General features: G+C 73.3%; 16 protein-coding genes. 11 read left to right on the top strand and 5 right to left on the bottom strand.

From position 1 onward, the window contains the following. The first annotated feature begins 313 nt into the window (after positions 1 to 313). The 3 genes from ACH4ZX_RS15400 to ACH4ZX_RS15390 all read left to right on the top strand — a co-directional run bounded on the left by ACH4ZX_RS15400 (position 314) and on the right by ACH4ZX_RS15390 (position 2327). Positions 314 to 1207, top strand: coding sequence for a TetR/AcrR family transcriptional regulator (locus ACH4ZX_RS15400; RefSeq protein WP_398272346.1), 894 nt, complete (start codon positions 314 to 316; stop codon positions 1205 to 1207). A 320-nt stretch (positions 1208 to 1527) separates the two neighbouring features. Beyond that, a complete protein-coding gene (gene panD, locus ACH4ZX_RS15395) occupies positions 1528 to 1947 on the top strand; it encodes an aspartate 1-decarboxylase (protein ID WP_398272344.1) in 420 nt (139 codons plus the stop codon). 26 nt (positions 1948 to 1973) lie between these two features. Beyond that, a complete protein-coding gene (locus ACH4ZX_RS15390) occupies positions 1974 to 2327 on the top strand; it encodes a GNAT family N-acetyltransferase (protein ID WP_398272342.1) in 354 nt (117 codons plus the stop codon). Positions 2328 to 2803: 476 nt separating this feature from the next. On the opposite strand, the gene gndA is transcribed toward ACH4ZX_RS15390, so the two are convergent. Beyond that, positions 2804 to 4243, bottom strand: a complete 1440-nt coding sequence (gene gndA / locus ACH4ZX_RS15385; protein ID WP_398272340.1) for an NADP-dependent phosphogluconate dehydrogenase — start codon at positions 4241 to 4243, stop codon at positions 2804 to 2806. A gap of 291 nt (positions 4244 to 4534) precedes the next feature. On the opposite strand from gndA, the gene ACH4ZX_RS15380 reads away from it, so the two are divergent. Then, positions 4535 to 5698: a transglycosylase family protein gene (locus tag ACH4ZX_RS15380; protein ID WP_398272339.1), complete on the top strand. Its 1164-nt coding sequence runs from the start codon at positions 4535 to 4537 to the stop codon at positions 5696 to 5698. On the opposite strand, the gene ACH4ZX_RS15375 is transcribed toward ACH4ZX_RS15380, so the two are convergent. Next, complete coding sequence (locus ACH4ZX_RS15375; protein WP_398272337.1) at positions 5688 to 7031, bottom strand: DMT family transporter; 1344 nt, start codon at positions 7029 to 7031, stop codon at positions 5688 to 5690. The genes ACH4ZX_RS15380 and ACH4ZX_RS15375 overlap by 11 nt on opposite strands. 228 nt (positions 7032 to 7259) lie before the next feature. Between ACH4ZX_RS15375 and ACH4ZX_RS15370 the strand changes: the two genes are divergently transcribed. From ACH4ZX_RS15370 to ACH4ZX_RS15345, 6 genes are all read left to right on the top strand, one after another. Then, positions 7260 to 7991: a (2Fe-2S)-binding protein gene (locus ACH4ZX_RS15370; protein WP_398272467.1), complete on the top strand. Its 732-nt coding sequence runs from the start codon at positions 7260 to 7262 to the stop codon at positions 7989 to 7991. 43 nt (positions 7992 to 8034) lie between these two features. Continuing rightward, positions 8035 to 9198, top strand: a complete 1164-nt coding sequence (gene glgA, locus ACH4ZX_RS15365) for a glycogen synthase (protein ID WP_398272335.1) — start codon at positions 8035 to 8037, stop codon at positions 9196 to 9198. A 103-nt stretch (positions 9199 to 9301) separates the two neighbouring features. Continuing rightward, a complete protein-coding gene (glgC, locus tag ACH4ZX_RS15360) occupies positions 9302 to 10522 on the top strand; it encodes a glucose-1-phosphate adenylyltransferase (protein ID WP_398272333.1) in 1221 nt (406 codons plus the stop codon). 249 nt (positions 10523 to 10771) lie between these two features. After that, positions 10772 to 12091: a wax ester/triacylglycerol synthase family O-acyltransferase gene (locus tag ACH4ZX_RS15355; RefSeq protein ID WP_398272465.1), complete on the top strand. Its 1320-nt coding sequence runs from the start codon at positions 10772 to 10774 to the stop codon at positions 12089 to 12091. A gap of 104 nt (positions 12092 to 12195) precedes the next feature. Further along, entirely contained in the window at positions 12196 to 13671 is a 1476-nt protein-coding gene (locus ACH4ZX_RS15350; protein ID WP_398272332.1) for an SDR family NAD(P)-dependent oxidoreductase, read from the top strand. A gap of 74 nt (positions 13672 to 13745) precedes the next feature. Beyond that, positions 13746 to 13979, top strand: a complete 234-nt coding sequence (locus tag ACH4ZX_RS15345) for a hypothetical protein (protein ID WP_398272330.1) — start codon at positions 13746 to 13748, stop codon at positions 13977 to 13979. Positions 13980 to 14125: 146 nt separating this feature from the next. Here ACH4ZX_RS15345 and ACH4ZX_RS15340 read toward each other — a convergent pair whose 3' ends face one another. Beyond that, entirely contained in the window at positions 14126 to 14539 is a 414-nt protein-coding gene (locus tag ACH4ZX_RS15340) for a hypothetical protein (RefSeq protein WP_398272328.1), read from the bottom strand. 433 nt (positions 14540 to 14972) lie between these two features. Between ACH4ZX_RS15340 and ACH4ZX_RS15335 the strand changes: the two genes are divergently transcribed. Beyond that, entirely contained in the window at positions 14973 to 15146 is a 174-nt protein-coding gene (locus ACH4ZX_RS15335) for a hypothetical protein (protein WP_249834998.1), read from the top strand. 93 nt (positions 15147 to 15239) lie between these two features. On the opposite strand, the gene ACH4ZX_RS15330 is transcribed toward ACH4ZX_RS15335, so the two are convergent. After that, complete coding sequence (locus ACH4ZX_RS15330; protein ID WP_398272327.1) at positions 15240 to 15887, bottom strand: LysE family translocator; 648 nt, start codon at positions 15885 to 15887, stop codon at positions 15240 to 15242. Between the two features lie 99 nt (positions 15888 to 15986). Further along, positions 15987 to 17360: an amidase gene (locus ACH4ZX_RS15325; RefSeq protein ID WP_398272326.1), complete on the bottom strand. Its 1374-nt coding sequence runs from the start codon at positions 17358 to 17360 to the stop codon at positions 15987 to 15989. Between the last annotated feature and the right edge of the window lie 58 nt (positions 17361 to 17418).

The following is a 17418-nucleotide window of genomic DNA, read 5'->3' as shown; positions in this document are numbered from 1 at the left end:
TGGTCCCCCTGTGCCGGCCGACCCCGACGGCGCGACCAGCCGGCACCTGCTGACCCGAGGCATCACGCACATCTCGGTCACGGCGGACAGCGACCCGTCTCCTTCCGGAACGTTCGTGCGTGGAGGTCCGCAGCGCGAGCGGGCCCGGAACAGGCCGTACGGCCTCCGGCGGGTCGGTGTGGGGCGGCCCCAGGAAGATCCGGCCCGCGCACGGGTACAGCCGCATCCCGGACCCTGGCCCGGATCGACCGGACGCTCAGCCGCTTTCACCCCCCGGGGCGCGGGCACCCTGCCCGGAGACAGCTGTCCGCCGGTGGCCCTGGACGAGATTCTCGACCGCGTGGCGCTCGGCCGTCTCGTCACGGTCGTGGGGCCGGCTGTGTCCGACCGCTTGCCGCGCGAGGTGGCCGCAGTGCCGGTGACGGACGTGCCCGGCATCACACTGGCTCTCGCCCGGCCGCGACGGTCATCGCGTCCGGACGTCATGGCCTTCATCGGCCGCGGTGCGCGCCAGTTCCTGCAGCCGTCATGGAACCCACCTCGCTGGACCGCACGCCGCGGCCGTCCGACCCCCACCGGGGCAAGCCAAAAACGTACTAGTCTGTCTTCCATGGCGACCCGGGTACGGAAGACCGACACGGAGCGGAAGATCCTCGACACCGCGGGCGAGCTCTTCCACCGGCACGGGCTTCGCGGCGTCGGGGTGGACCAGATCATCGCGGAGTCGGGCGTGGCCAAGTCCACGCTTTACGCCCACTTCCGTACCAAGGACGAGCTGATCGCTGCCTACCTGCGCCGTACGGACGACTCCTGGATGCACCGGCTCCAGACCGCGGCCGATGCCGCCGGACCCTCTCCCGCCGAACGGATCGCCGGGGTGTTCGACGCGCTCCTCTCATCCTTCGACCGGCACGGCTTCTTCGGCTGCCCTTTCGTCAGCGCCGCGGTCGAGGCCGAACCCGGCAGCCAGGCGCACGCGGCCACCAGCGCACACACCCGCCGACGGCAGGAGTGGCTGACCGAGCTGAGCCACCAGGCCGGCGTCGAGGACCCGGCAGCGCTCGCCTGTCACCTGGGTCTGCTGATCGACGGCGCACTGGCATCCGGTCGGCTCCTCCAGGACCGCGGTGTGGTGGACACTGCGAAGACGGCGGCGCGCAGGGCGCTCCACTCCCACCTGGCGCCTGCATCCGCGCCCCGCGGCTGAGCCGGAGTCCCGGCACGGGCGGCGGGTGTATCCGAACAGAGCCTCCCACCCCCGGCCCTGGCCCGGGGGTGGCGCTGCCGGCGCACCTTGTGCGTGGCCCGCTGCCTCCCCGACCCTCCGGCGGGAGATCGAAGAAGGGCTGAACGTGGAGGAGCCCCGGAACACGGCGAACGCCCAAGCGCGGACTGCGCAGGTGTGAAACCTGCTCGCCCCGGCGCACGATGTTCTGAAAGCCCTCGGGCGCAGGCATGCCGATGTACAGTGAAGACCGCCCTTGACCTGCAGCAAGCAGGCAGGGAGCCGTCTTCCAGGAGTCCCGAATGCTGCGTACCCTGTTCAAGTCCAAGATCCACCGCGCCACCGTCACCCAGGCCGACCTGCACTACGTGGGATCCGTGACGATCGACGCCGAGCTGCTCGACGCCGCCGACCTGCTGCCCGGTGAGCTGGTGCACATCGTCGACATCACCAACGGCGCCCGGCTCGAGACGTACGTCATCGAGGGGGAGCGCGGTTCCGGGGTCGTCGGGATCAACGGGGCCGCGGCCCATCTCGTGCACCCCGGGGACCTGGTGATCATCATCAGCTACGCTCAGGTGACCGACGCCGAGGCGCGGGCGCTTGAGCCGCGGGTCGTGCACGTGGACCGCGACAACCGGATCGTGGCCCTGGGCGCCGACCCGTCGGAACCGGTGCCTGGCTCGGACCAGGAGCGCAGCCCGCAGGCCGTACCGGCCTGATCCGCCGAGTCACCCGGAGCGTGCCCATGAGCGACATCGAGATCCGCGACGACCGGGCGGCCGACCGCCTGGAAGCCGTCGTCGGCGGCGCGGACGGCGAAGTCGCCGGCCGCATCGAGTACTTCGTCCTCGAATCGCCGGGGCACGCCCTGGTCCCCGTGCACACCATCGTGGAGCCGGCCCACGAGGGGAAGGGCATCGCGGGCGCGCTGGCGCACGAGCTGTACGCCATCGCCGCGCGCGAGGGCGTCGTCGTGGCGCCGCTGTGCCCGTACGTCACCAAGTGGGCCGAACGCCACCCGGACCAGGCCCCGCCCGCCGCCCCGGAGCTGCGGCGGGCGGCCAAGGAGTGGCTGGCGGCGCATCCGGGACGCTTCTGACCCCGGGTCGGCCCACCCGGGCCCACCCGGGCTCTTTACGTCCCGCGCGCGGGTGAGTGGCGGCGCGGCCGTCGGGTAGGCGGGGGAGTAGTCCAGAGCCGATGTCGACCGACTGGCCGGAGGACACGATGACCGAGCCGTACCCCGATCCCGTTCCGCCGGAACCCGCGCCGGACCCGGAGCCCACGACCCCGGACCCGTACCCGTCGCCGGTCCCGGCACCGGAGCCGCCGCCCGGGCCGATGCCCACGCCCCCGGAACCGCCGGCTCCGCCGCCTGGCCCCCGCCCGGTCCCGGAGCCGTCGCCGTCCCCGATCCCGCCCGGCCCCGAGCCGGTTCCGAACCCGGAGCCCGGACCCCCGTTGAGCTGAGCTGGGTCGAGCCGAGCCGAGGCAGACCGGGCCGGGCGCGGCGGACGGCGCCACGCCGCCCGCCGCGCCCGGCCCGTCGGCCGTCACGCCTCGGCTACGCCTCGGCTACGCCTCGACCTCCGACCGGTCCCCGCCCCACAGCGTGTGGAACGAGCCCTCCCGGTCCGTGCGCCGGTAGGTGTGCGCGCCGAAGAAGTCCCGCTGGCCCTGGGTGAGCGCGGCGGGCAGGCGGTCGGCGCGCAGGGCGTCGTAGTAGGCGAGGGCCGCGGCGAAACCGGGGGTTGGCACGCCCTGGCGGGTCGCGGCGATCAGGACCTCGCGCCAGTCGTCCTGCGCCTCGGCGATCTCCCGCGCGAACGTCTCGTCGGACAGCAGGCTCGGCAGGTCGGCGCGGGCGTCGTACGCGGCGCGGATCCGGTCCAGGAAGGCCGCGCGGATGATGCAGCCGCCGCGCCAGATCGCGGAGACCGCGCCCAGGTCGATGTCCCAGCCGTACTCCTCGCTGCCCGCCGCGATCTCGTGGAAGCCCTGCGTGTACGACACGATCTTCGACGCGTACAGCGCCTGCTCCACCCGGTCGGCGAAGGCGGCCGCCTCCGACTCGCCCATCGGCGACGCCTTCGGGCCGGCCAGCCCCCGCGAGGCCTCGCGCAGCTTCGCGTGGCCGGACAGGGAGCGGGCGAAGACCGCCTCGGCGATCCCGGACACCGGCACACCGAGGTCGAGGGCGATCTGGACGGTCCAGCGTCCGGTGCCCTTCTGCTCGGCCTGGTCGACCACCACGTCCACGAACGGCTTGCCGGTCGCCGCGTCCACGTGGGACAGCACCTCGGCCGTGATCTCGATCAGGTAGGAGTCCAGGCGGCCGCGGTTCCAGGTGCGGAAGATCTCCGCGATCTGGGCGGGGGAGTACCCGGCGACGTCCCGCAGCAGCTGGTACGCCTCGCCGATCAGCTGCATGTCGGCGTACTCGATGCCGTTGTGCACCATCTTCACGAAGTGGCCGGCGCCGTCGGGGCCGACGTGCGTGACGCAGGGCGCCCCGTCGGCCGCCTTCGCGGAGATCTTCTCCAGCATCGGGCCCAGCGAGTCGTACGACTCCTTCGGCCCGCCCGGCATGATGCTCGGCCCGTTCAGCGCGCCCTCCTCACCGCCGGAGACGCCCATGCCCACGAAGTGGATGCCCTGCTCGCGCAGGTCGCGCTCCCGGCGCCGGGTGTCGGCGAAGTGCGCGTTGCCGCCGTCGATGATCATGTCGCCGGGCTCCAGCAGCGGCGCGAACTCCCGGATCACCGCATCGGTCGGCTCGCCGGCCTTCACCATGACGACCAGGCGCCGCGGCCGCTCCAGCGCCGCCACGAACTCCTTCGCGGTCTCGGCGGCGACGAAGTCCCCCTCGCTCCCGAACTCCTCCACCAGGGCGTGCATGCGCGCCGCCGTCCGGTTGTGCACCGCGACGGTGTATCCGTTGCGGGCGAAGTTGCGGGCGAGGTTGCGGCCCATGACCGCGAGACCCGTGACGCCGATCTGCGCTGAACTGCTCATTCGGTTGGCTCCTCGAGGATCCTGTATTCGGCATTCGTATCCGGTGTTGCCGGCCTTGCCCGCCAAGTATCGCCGCACGGACATCCTGGCTTGCGGCGAGGCCGACCGCACGTACCGGCCGTTCGTGGCTTCCCCCAGATACGCAACGCGGGCCCCACTCGCCTCAGCCGTTTCCCGACCGGGGTCGATTTCCGGGCGCTCGGGCGGCAGAGCGGCCGATTTGCCGTCTTGTCATGGCCAGTTCGCGGCGCTTACTTTTGGCCCTCCTGACGCAGTCGTAGGGGGCTTTTGATGGCCGTACGCGGCCGGCACCGCCGGTACCAGCCGAACAGGATCAACCGCGCCTCACTCACCGTCACCGCGGGCGGCGCCGGGATGGCGCTCCCGCTGATCGGCACCGGCACCGCGCACGCCGCCGACGTGGCCACCTGGGACAAGGTCGCCGCGTGCGAGTCCACGAACAACTGGCACGTCAACACCGGCAACGGGTTCTACGGCGGACTGCAGTTCACCCAGTCCACGTGGGAGGCGTACGGCGGCGCGAAGTACGCCCCGCGCGCCGACCTGGCCACCAAGGACCAGCAGATCGCCGTCGCGGAGAAGGTGCTGGACGGACAGGGCCCCGGCGCCTGGCCGGCGTGCTCGGTGCGGGCCGGACTGGCCAGGGGCGGAGACACCCCCGACGTCCACGTCCTCGGCGGCTCCACCGAGGCGAAGCAGGCGCATCCGTCCACGAGCAAGACCTCCGACGTGCGGCCGCAGACCACGCCCCAGTCCCGGGCGGGCACGGCGGAGATGTACACCGTGGTCCGCGGCGACACCCTCTCCACGATCGCCGAGACCGAGCACGTCGAGGGCGGCTGGCAGCGGCTGTACGCCGGCAACCGCCGGACCATCGGCGCGGACCCCGACCTGATCCTGCCCGGCCAGCGGCTGAACCTGCACGCCAAGGCCGCGCCGGCCACGCACACCAGCCACGACGGCACCAAGTCCCCGGCGAAGAAGGCGAAGAAGGCGTCACCGGCCACCGAGGAGAAGACCACCGCCGGCCACTCCCTGGTCGCCCCGGTCAGCGGCCACATCGGCACCGGGTACCGCGTGGCCGGTTCCTCCTGGTCGAAGGGCTACCACACCGGCATCGACTTCCCCGTGGTCACCGGCACGTCGGTGAAGGCGGTCGCGGCCGGCCACGTGGTCACGGCCGGGTGGGGAGGCGCGTACGGCTACCAGGTCGTCATCCGGCACGCCGACGGCCGCTACACCCAGTACGCGCACCTGTCGGCGATCTCCGTGAAGGCCGGGCAGAGCGTGAGCGGCGGCCAGCGCATCGGACGCTCCGGGTCCACCGGCAACGTCACGGGCCCGCATCTGCACTTCGAGGTGCGGACGGGGCCCGGCTTCGGTTCGGACGTCGACCCGCTCGCCTATCTCAGGGCCGGCGGCGTCAGGATCTGACGCGCTCCCGGCGCCGCTCCCGGACCGGCAGGACCGGCAGCATCGGGATGTAGGCGCCTCCGTAGAAGGGGCCGTGGTAGCGGGAGCCCGCAGCGGTGTCGTCGGCACCCTCGGCCGCCACGGCCACGACGGCGTCGTCCGCGGTGGCGGCGGAGGAGGACGCGGCCGGCTCCGCCGCAAGCGCGACGTCCTCGCGCAGCGCCGGCGCCGATTGTTCGGGAAGCACGGCGAGCAGTTCCTCCGTGGGCAGCGGCCGGACGAGCACCGGCTCCGCCACGACCGGTTCCGCCACGACCGGCTCCGCCACGAGTGGTTCGGCCATGACCGGTCCTGCCACGAGCGGTTCCGCCGACACCGGCTCGACGGGCACCGGCTCCGCGAGGACCGGCCGGACGGGAGCCGGTTGCGCCGACACCGGCCCGACAGGTTCGGCCAGCCGCGTCTCGGGCAGCCGCGTCTCGGCCAGCGGCGGTTCGGGCAGCGGCGCCTCGGTCTCGGCGGCGGTGCGCGTCAGGCGCTCCGTCGTCAGCAGGATCAGGCCGCCGGCCGCCACCACGCCGCAGCTCAGGGCGAGCGCGGTGCCCGTGGTGCCGTACCGGAACGTCTCGCCGAACATCGTGATGCCGACCGCCGCGGCCACCACCGGGTTCACCACCGTCAGCGTGGCCAGCGGGGCCGCCAGACCCGCGCCCCGGTAGGAGGCCTGCGAGAGCAGCACGCCCGCGGTGGCGAGGACGCCGATCAGGACGAGGGTCGGCAGCTCCGCCAGGGACCTCCCGCCGGCCCAGTCGACCGCCACGGTCTTGGTGAACACCGACGACATGCCGAAGGCGACGCCGGACGCGGTGGCGAGCAGCATGCTGCGCACCGCGGGGTGCCGGTGGGCGGCCCGGCCCGCGATCATCAGCGTCACGACCGCGCCGCCGGACACCACCGCCACGGTCACCCGCTGCGCGGTGCTCAGCGACTGCGCCTCCGAGGCGCCGACCAGCGACAGCAGCCCGGCCAGGCCCACGGTCGCCATGATCGCGCCCCGCCAGGCGGCCGAGCCGGCCCTGCGGCCGACGAACAGCGCGGCCATGGGCAGCGCGAACACGATGGTCAGCGCGCCCAGCGGCTGCACCAGGCTCAGCGGCCCGTAGGCGAGGGCCACCACGTGCAGCAGTCCGCCGAGGCCGTTCAGCGCGACCGCCGCCCACCAGCCCGGCCGGCGCAGCGGCGCGTACTGCCGTTCGGGAGAGGACACCGCGACGTGCTCCTGCACGATCGCCCCGCCCGCGTACGCGACGGCGGAGACGAAGGACAGGAGCACGGACAACGCGAGGGCGCTCATCAGCTGCTCCTCTGCGTGAGGCGGGGGCGGTGACCCCTGCGCGACGAACGGTCGGCCATCATGACCAACACGATGCCGTCTCCGGCTCTTCCCGTCGTCGTCCCTGAGCACGCATTGGGTCCTACTGCCGATGGAGTACGAATCGGACCCTGTCCTCCCTCAGGTGGGTGACACCAGGTGCGGCCCCCCTGGTGGCGTCCCCTAAGGGCCTTGGTACTACTGCGTGTCGTGGACCTCGACCCCGGACTCACCGCGCTCCGGCCGCTCGGCGGCTACTTCGTCCTGCGCGCGGGCGGCACACCGCCCGGGACGCCGGCGCCGCTCGCGGACGTCTACGCGAACCGGCCTGTGCGGTCGGGCGACCCCCTGGACTTCCGTGTCGAGAAGGTCAGGAACGCGCTGCGTGCCCCCGAGCCACGGGTCGCCGCCTCGGTGGCCCAGCAGGGGCTCGCCGCCCGGCTGTGGTCGGTGACACTGGGCTGCGCCGCCCTGTACGGGCGTATACCCGACCCCGACCCGCGGCTGCTGCACTGGGACCCCGCCGCGGGCGTCCCCGACGACCTGTGGCTGCGGGAGGCGCGCCCGCTGCCCGCGGACCCGGCGACCGTCGCCGACGCCGTGCTGCGCGCCCACCTCGAACCGCTGGCCGCGGCGCTGCGCGCCCGCCACCGGATCGCGTCCGGCCTGCTGCGCGGCAACGCCGCCTCCGCCCTGGCGGGAGCCGCCCGCCAACTGGACCGGTGGGCCCGTGCCCACGGCCGCCCCGACGCGGCGGCCCGCGCCCGCTCCCTCACCGCCGGCCTGCTCGCCCACCCCCTGCTGGCCGGCACCGGCACCCTGACCGGGACCGCGTTCCGGCGGCGGAGCTGCTGCCTGTACTACCGGGTACCCGGAGCGGGCGTGTGCGGTGACTGTTGCTTCCCACGAGCCCCGCGCTCTTCCGCACGCGGCACCTCATGAGTGACCATGAACGGGACCGGCCGCTGAGACCAGGGGGTTGCGGGTGCGAGTGGGACTGCTGACCCGGGAGTACCCCCCGGACGTGTACGGCGGCGCGGGTGTCCACGTCGAGTTCCTCGCCCGGGAGCTGGCCTCCCTGGTGGACCTCGAGGTGCACTGCTGGGGCGAGGGCCGCGGCGTGGGCGTCGTACGCCACCGCTCCTGGGGCGCCCTCGACACCGCCAACGACGCGCTGCGCACCTTCTCCGTGGACCTGGCGATGGCCGCCGCCGTCGAGGGCCGCGAACTGGTGCACTCCCACACCTGGTACGCCAACCTGGCCGGCCACCTCGGCAAGATGCTCCACGGCATCCCGCACGTGATGACCGCCCATTCCCTGGAGCCCCTGCGCCCCTGGAAGGCCGAGCAGCTCGGCGGCGGATACGCGCTGTCCGGCTGGGCCGAGCGCACCGCGATCGAGGCGGCCGACGCGGTGATCGCGGTCTCCGGCGCGATGCGCGACGACATCCTCGCCTGCTACCCGGCCCTCGATCCGGCCCGGGTCCACGTCGTGCACAACGGCATCGACACCACGCTCTACCGGCCCGACCACGGCACCGACGTCCTGGACCGGATCGGCCTCGACCGCGGCCGCCCCTACCTCCTCTTCGTGGGCCGCATCACCCGGCAGAAGGGCGTGCCGCACCTGCTGCGGGCGGTACGCGACATCGACCCGGCCGCGCAGGTGGTGCTGTGCGCGGGCGCCCCGGACACGCCCGAGATCGACCGGGAGTTCCGCGACCTGTTCGCGGAGCTGAGCCGGGTGCGCGAACACGTGCACTGGATCCCGCAGATGCTGCCGCGCCCCGAGGTGATCCAGCTGCTCACGCACGCCGCCGCGTTCGTCTGCCCCTCGGTCTACGAGCCGCTCGGCATCGTCAACCTGGAGGCGATGGCCTGCGGCACGCCCGTCGTCGCCTCCCGGGTCGGCGGCATCCCCGAGGTCGTGGAGGACGGCAGGACCGGGGTACTCGTCTCCCCGGGCGACGACTTCGAGGCGGACCTCGCGCGGGCGCTGGACTCGGTGCTGGGCGACCCGGAGGCCGCGCGGCGGATGGGCGAGGCCGGGCGGGAGCGCGCGGTGCACGAGTTCGGCTGGGACGCCGTCGCCCGGCGCACGGTCGGGCTGTACGAGAAGATCCTGAAGCGGGACCCGAAGCCGGAATAGGCAGGACCCGAAGCCGGAACACAACGGCGGGAAGATCCTCGAACAGGCTTACTGTGCCCTGCTCAGGGGCAGGCATGGGTCAACCGGTGTGAGGGGAGCGGCCATGCGTCGTGGTGGTCCTTCGGTGCTCGGAATCGTCCTGGCGGGCGGAGAAGGCAAGCGTCTGATGCCGCTGACCGCCGACCGCGCCAAACCCGCGGTCACCTTCGGCGGCACGTATCGTCTCGTCGACTTCGTCCTCTCCAACCTCGTCAACGGCGACATCCTGCGCATCTGCGTGCTCACGCAGTACAAGTCGCACTCGCTGGACCGCCACATCACCACGACCTGGCGGATGTCCAGCCTGCTCGGCAACTACGTCACGCCGGTCCCGGCCCAGCAGCGCCTCGGCCCGCGCTGGTACCTGGGCAGCGCCGACGCGATCCTGCAGTCCCTGAACCTGGTCCACGACGAGCAGCCCGACTACGTGGTGGTCTTCGGCGCCGACCACGTCTACCGCATGGACCCGCGGCAGATGCTCGCCCAGCACATCGACAGCGGAGCGGGCGTGACGGTCGCGGGGATCCGCGTGCCGCGCACCGAGTCGTCCTCGTTCGGCGTGATCAGCCCGGGTTCGGACGGGCAGACGGTGGAGCGGTTCCTGGAGAAGCCCGCCGACCCGCCGGGCCTCCCGGACGACCCGGAGTGCGTGTTCGCGTCGATGGGCAACTACATCTTCACCACCAAGGCCCTCATCGAGGCCCTGCACCGGGACGCCGAGGACGAGAACTCCGTCCACGACATGGGCGGCTCCATCCTGCCCCAGCTCACCGACCGCGGCGAGGCGCACCTGTACGACTTCAGCGCCAACCACGTCCCCGGCGAGACCACCCGGGACCAGGGCTACTGGCGGGACGTGGGCACCCTCGACGCCTACTACGACGCCCACATGGACCTCATCGCCGAGCGTCCCGCCTTCAACCTGTACAACCGGCAGTGGCCCATCTACACCCACTCCAACCAGCTCTCCCCGGCCCGCTTCAACGCCGGCGGCATCGCCAGCGAGTCGATCATCAGCGCGGGCTGCCTGATCCGCGGGCAGGTCACCCGGTCGGTCCTGTCGCCGGGCGTCGTGGTCGACCCGGGCGCGGTGGTGCAGGGCTCGATCCTGCACGACAACGTGCACATCGGGCGGGGCGCGATCGTGCGCGGGGCCGTCCTCGACAAGAACGTCGAGGTCCCGCCCGGCGCGACGATCGGCGTCAACCCGGAGCGGGACGCCGAGCTGTACACCGTCTCCAAGGGCGGCGTGATCGCGCTGGGCAAGGGACAGCGGGTGCCGTAGGCCCGGTGGAACCCCGCTCCGCGCGGCCGCCCGGTTCCACGGTCGGCCCGCACCCGTCGGAGTGGGTTTCGTCACCCCGGGCACGCCCCTCCGCCGCCGAAGTCACCACAGGTACCTCATGAGTCCCGCCCCTTTCGGAGGGGCCGGACTTAATCTGGTGTTAACTGAGCGTAGCGTGATCGTACTTGACCGTAATCACGGTGAGGGGCTTGACTGCTGGTCCACCCTTCGTCGATGCGAGGCAAGCCATTGACTTCTGACCTGCTCGCTCCTCTCGATCTTGCGTTCTGGAACATGGAGTCCGCCGAGCACCCCATGCACCTCGGCGCGCTCGGCGTCTTCTCGGCCCACTCGCCCACGGCCGGCGCCCACGCGGCCGACCTGCTCGCCGCCCGGGCCGCCGCGGTGCCCGGCCTGCGCATGCGCATCCGGGACGTCTGGCAGCCGCTCTCCTTCGGCGGCGCCGCCCGTGAGCCCGACCCCGGCTTCGACCCGCTGAACCACGTCCGGCTGCACGCCCCCACCGCCGACTTCCAGGCCGTGGCGGGCCGGCTCATGGAACGCCCGCTGGTGCGGGGTCGGCCGCCGTGGGAGGCCCACGTGCTGCCGGGGCAGGACGGCGTCTCCTTCGCGGTCCTGTTCAAGTTCCACCACGCCCTCGCCGACGGCCTGCGGGCGCTGACGCTCGCCGCCGCCGTCCTGGACCCGATGGACCTCCCGGCGCCCCGGCCCCGCCCGGAGGAGCCCGGCCGCCGCCTGCTGCCCGACGTGCGCGATCTGCCCGGCCGGATGCGCGACGTCCTGTCCGACGCGGGCCGCGCCCTCGACATCGGCGCCTCGGTCGCCCTGTCGACGCTGGCCACCCGGTCCTCGTCCGCGTTCACCGCACGGCCCACCGGCACCCGCCGCACCGCCGGCGTGCGCATCGACCTCGACGACGTGCACCAGGTGCGCAAGTCCGTCGGCGGCACCGTCAACGACGTCCTCATCGCCGTCGTCGCGGGTGCCCTGCGGCGCTGGCTGGACGAGCGCGGCGACGGCAGCGAGGGCGTCGCGCCGCGCGCCCTGATCCCCGTCTCCAGGCGCCGCCCGCGCACCGCGCACCCACAGGGCAACCGGCTCTCCGGTTACCTGATACGGCTCCCCGTCGGCGACCCCGACCCGCTCGCCCGGCTCGGCGCGGTCCGCGCGGCCATGGACCGCAACAAGGACGCCGGCCCACACCGGGGCGCGGGCGCCGTCGCGCTGCTCGCCGACCACGTCCCCGCGCTCGGCCACCGGCTCGGCGGACCGCTGATGGGCCAGGCCGCCCGGCTCTGGTTCGACATCCTCGTCACCAGCGTGCCGCTGCCCAGCCTCGGCCTGAAGCTCGGAGGCAACCCGGTCACCGAGGTCTACCCCTACGCCCCGCTCGCCCGCGGCCAGTCGCTGGCGGTCGCGATCTCGACGTACCGCGGACACGTCCACTACGGGCTCGTCGCGGACGCCGAGGCCGTCTGGGACCTGGACCGCCTGGCCGCGGCCGTGTCCGAGGAGGTGGCGAGCCTCAACGACGCCTGCTGCCCTTGACCGTCACCGGTTTGCGGGAATGGCCCGGCGCTGAAGTAAAATCCTCCGTTCGGAGGCGGGCGCGGTCGGAGCGCTGCGCGGGTGAAACAGGGAACGGCAGCGCGATGACGGTGACAGAGGACGGCTCGGCGACCATGGACGAGGCCGGGTACGGGCCCGGCATCGACCCCGAGCGGCTGGCCGTCTGCCTCGGCGTGCTGGAGGAGCTCGACAAGCTGGACGTCGACCACCCCGACGCGATCGCCGTGCGCCGGGCGACCGCCGGTATCTACCGCACGGTCAAGCAGCGCCGCCGCCAGGAGCGCCGGGCCGCCAAGACCGCCCACGACAAGGCGGTCACGGAGGCCACGGCCACCGGCTCGGCCCAGCGCATCGACGACGAGACCGAGGGCATCCTGCCGTCCTCGCGCACCGAGGAGGGCAGGATCGCGGGGGTGCTCCAGCGCCCCCGCTCCTGCTACATCTGCAAGGCGCGCTACGTCGAGGTCGACTACTTCTACCACCAGCTCTGCCAGAAGTGCGCCGCCGAGAACCGGGCCCGCCGCGACGCCCACGCCGACCTCACCGGCAAGCGCGCGCTGCTCACCGGCGGCCGCGCCAAGATCGGCATGTACATCGCGCTGCGGCTGCTGCGCGACGGCGCGCACACCACCATCACCACGCGCTTCCCGAACGACGCCGTCCGCCGTTTCAAGGCGCAGCCCGACAGCGACGAGTGGATCCACCGCCTGAAGATCGTCGGCATCGACCTGCGCGACCCGGCCCAGGTGGTCGCGCTGGCCGACTCGGTCGCCGCCGAGGGCCCGCTGGACATCCTGATCAACAACGCGGCCCAGACGGTACGGCGTTCCCCGCAGGCCTACCGCGAGCTGGTCGCCGCAGAGTCCGCCCCGCTGCCGGCCGGCGAGCTGCCCGCCGCCGAGGTGATCGGCACCTTCGGCTCCGGCGCCGTGGCCGCGCTGCCGGTCGCGGGCAGCGGCGCGCTGACCGCGCAGGACGTCACCGACCTGGCTCTGGTCTCGGGCTCCGCGTCCCTGGAGCGGATCGCCGCCGGCACGGCCATCGACGCGGGCGGGCTCGTCCCCGACCTGCACGACACCAACAGCTGGATACAGACGGTGGAGGAGGTGACGCCGGTCGAGCTGCTGGAGGTGCAGCTGTGCAACTCGACGGCGCCGTTCATCCTGATCAGCCGTCTGCGTCCGGCGATGGCGGCCGCCGCGGCCCGGCGGACGTACATCGTGAACGTCTCCGCGATGGAGGGCGTCTTCAACCGCGGCTACAAGGGCGCCGGCCACCCGCACACCAACATGGCCAAGGCCGCCCTCAACATGCTCACCCGCACCAGCGCCCAGGAGATGTTCGAGAAGGACGGCATCCTGATGACCGCCGTCGACACCGGCTGGATCACCGACGAGCGCCCGCACCCGGACAAGATCCGTCTGGCCGAGGAGGGCTTCCACGCTCCGCTCGACCTGGTGGACGGCGCGGCCCGGGTCTACGATCCGATTGTGCGCGGCGAGCAGGGCGAGGACCTGTACGGCGTCTTCCTGAAGGACTACGCGCCCGGGAAGTGGTGATCCGCCGACCCGACGTGTGGCTCCGGCGCCCGGCGGGAACCCGGCCTGCGCAACCTCCCCGCCAGGAGTGAGTCATGGCCAGTCCACGTGAAATCGATCCGCGGGCGTTCGACGACCCGCGAAACCGCTACCCGACGGACGAGGAGTTCTACGCCAGCGACCGGCCCGAGCACCCCGTGCTGCCGGAGGACCGGCCGCGCGGGGGCGGGCCGGCCCGCCCGATCAAGCACCGCGGCCCGTGGGCCACGGCCGGGCTGATCGCCTTCATCGTTCTCGTGATCCTCGTCGGGATCGCGCTGTTCCCCTGAGCCGGCCGCCGCCACCGCCGAGGGCGAGGCGGTGGCCCGGCCGGCGGACGGTCACGGACGGCGCGCTCGCGCGAACGCGCCGTCCGTCCCCGTCTCCCGCCGTCCGCGGCGCTCGCAACTCACGGTCCCGCAATTCTGGCGCGCCGTCAGTCATACGCGCCGAGGCGGGAGTTGCGTGCGGCGACGAGTTCCAGGACCGTACGCCAGTCCTCCAGGACGCCCGCGTCGAACACCGCGCCATGGGCCTCCTCGTCCGCCTGGCGCAGGCGCGGCAGGTCGTCGTCCCACCCGGCCTCGGGCCCGTGCCGGCCGCGCACGAGACGGGCCACCCGCTCGCCGAGCAGCGACCGCACCGCGTCGGCCGCGCGGTCCGCGCGGGCCGACGCCTCGCCGGGCCACGGCGGCGGAGCGACGGCGCCGAGGAGGCCGGCCAGTTGGAGCTCCTTGTCGGCGGGCCGGCTGCGGCGCAGCAGCGCGGCGGTCCGCAGCGCGTGCCGGCGTACGTCGCTCCGGCAGGCGTACAGCAGATCCATCAGCTCTTCGACACTCCGCGGCTCCATGCGTCGGTCCTCCCGCCGGGCAAGCCGTTGCCGCCCGTCAGCAGAGCATGGCCGGCTTGCGGTCCGGCCAACGGGACCTGAACTGCCGGACGACCGGACAGGCGCTGCCCTGGCGGCGGAGATGTACTCCCGACGAGTGATGGAACGCTGGATGAACGGGGACGAATTCAGACAGTAACGTCAAGTTTTCAGCCCCATCGAGCAGGCGCCTGCTCATTTGGTTAATCTAGTGCTGACGGGCAGAACCATCGGGTCCCATCCACACCCACGTCCGTCCCTGGGGCAAGCGGGTCGACAACGGCCTGATCTCCTACGAAAGACCGGCGCCACCGCGTCCGAACGGCTTTCCCAACGAACCCGAGTGGGCGTCCAGCGCCGGACCGTAGACCGGCCGGCCCGCCCCGAGGGTGACCCGACACATAAGGAGTGCGCGGTGACACCGGAGAAGACGAATCGCGATCAACGTCCCAAGGAACGCTCGGAGCGGGCGGGCCGCCGGCCCGGAGAGCTCGGCAGCCTCGACGTGTGGGCCCGTTCCGCCCCGATCCGCCTGGCCGGCTACGAGGACGACCTCGCCGAGCCCCACATCCTGCCCAGCGTCGACTGACTCCGGCAGGACCCTCGCGATCGCCGACCGCACGGGCGTGCCGTACCACGCCCCTGCGGGTCGGAGAAGCCGCCGCGGACGTCCGGGCAGCGGTCAGTCCTTGCGGCCCGTCACGGCGACGGTCACGCCCAGGCCGATCATGGTGAGGCCGCCCACTCCGCCGACCATGGACAGGCGGTGCGGGGAACGGGCGAACCAGTCGCGGGCGGTGGCCGCGGCCAGGCCCCAGACGCTGTCCGAGGCGAGCGCGATGGCGTTGAACACCAGCCCGAGCAGCAGCATCTGCAGGGCGACGTGACCCCTGTCACGGTCGACGAACTGCGGGAGCACGGCCGCGAAGAACACGATGGTCTTCGGGTTGGTCACGCCGACCGCGAACCCCTCCCAGAACGTGCGCAGTCCGCCGTGGGCCACCGCCCCGTCCCCGTCACCGGCGAACGCGGCCCGCAGGGAACCGCGGTGCCGCCACGCCTTGACGCCGAGATGGACCAGGTAGGCGGCGCCGGCCAGCTTCAGCACCGTGAAGACCAGCACCGAGCGCTCCACGACGGACCCGATGCCGACGGCCACGGCCACCACGAGCAGATAGGCGCCGAGCGTGTTGCCCACGACCGTGGTCAGCGCGGCGCGGCGCCCCTGCGCCAGCGCCCGGCCGATCACGAACAGCACGCTCGGCCCGGGGACCACGATCAACAGCAGCGACAGCGCCGCGAAGGCGAACAGGCGGTCGGTGGACATCATGCGGTCATGCAAGCACGGCGTACTCGCGGCCTGCCACCCCTTTCCGACCGCCTGCCCCGCGGGACCGGCCGCCTGCCCCGGCCCGCGGGACCGGCCGCCTCAGCCGGCCGCGGCGGGCTCGTCCGCCTCCCGCGCCAGGGGCGCCGTGCGCTGCCACGGGTGCAGCTTCTCCAACTGCTCCGCCAGCGCCAGCAGATCCGCCTCCGTGCCCGGCAGGCCCACCAGCTGCACGGCACAGGGGGCGCCCGAGGGAAGCGTGCCGAAGGGGACCGCCATCGCCGGCCAGCCGGTGAGGTTCCACGGAGGGGTCAGCGGCGAGTAGTTGGTGTTGGCCAGCAGGTTGGGCAGCCAGCCCCGTTCGTGCCAGGCGACCGACTTGGGGGAGCGCCGGGCGAGCGCGGGCGTGAGCAGCACGTCGTGCTCGGCGAAGAACGGCTCCAGACGGCGGCGCAGCCGGTCCCGGCCGTCGCCGGTGCGGACGCCCTTCAGGAAGCGGCGGCCGACCGCCGCGTGCACCCGGGTGCGCCTGGCCAGCAGCCGCGGATCGAGACCCTGGGCGTCCACCGCCGTGCCGGCCGTCCAGTGGGCGAGCGACATCGTGCTCAGCGACAGCGGGTAGGGCGGATCGGCGCGCCGCACCTGGTGCCCGGCCTTCATCAGCACGCCGGCCGCCTCCCGGGCCGCGTCCGCGTACGGCTTGGTGATCACGATGCCGGTCAGCGGGGAGCGCAGCGAGACGGCGATCCTGCGTGTGCCCGGCGTGGCCGACGGCGTCTCCTCGGCGCCGGCGAGGACCGCGAGCATCAGGCGCACGTCCTCGACCGTGGTCGCCAACGGGCCGTTCTCGGACATGCCGAACCAGTCGCCGTCGCTGACGCCCGCGGGCACCGCGCCGTGTCCGGGCTTGATGGTGACCAGGCCGCAGTTGGCGGCCGGTATGCGCAGCGAGCCCATGCCGTCGTTGCCGAGGGCCAGGGGCACCATCCCGGCGGCGACCGCGGCGGCGCTGCCGCCGGAGGAGCCGCCGGCCGTGCGGGACAGGTCCCAGGGGTTGCGGGCGGTCCCGTGGACGCCCTCCGTGGTGCCGAAGACGCACAGTTCGGGCACGTTCGTCAGCCCCACGACGACCGCGCCGGCCGCCCGCAGCCGGGCCACCGTGACGTGGTCCTCGGCGGCGGGCGTGTCCGGGGTCGCGGCGGAGCCGACGCGGTTGGACTCGCCGCGCACGGCGAGGTTGTCCTTGACCGCCACCGGCACGCCCGCCAGGGGCAGTTCGGCGAGATCGGCGCGCGCGGCGACCTCGTCCGCCTCGGCGAGCGCGGCCTCGGCCCGCACCACGCGGAACGCCCCGACGCGGCCGTCGAGCCGCTCGATCCGGGCCAGGTGCTCGGCCACCACTTCCCTGGGTGTGGCCCGCTTCTCGCGTACGGCGGCGGCGATCTCGGCGGCGGTCCGCCCGGCCCAGCTGGTCACGGGAACTCCTCGGGGTGCGGTGCTTGCGTTACTCGTGAGTACGCACAGCACTCTGCAC

The organism is Streptomyces sp. NPDC020490 (assembly GCF_044335305.1).
GTDB lineage: Bacteria > Actinomycetota > Actinomycetes > Streptomycetales > Streptomycetaceae > Streptomyces.
Note: the sequence above shows the minus strand (reverse complement) of the source record. Positions and strands in the feature narration are given on the sequence as shown.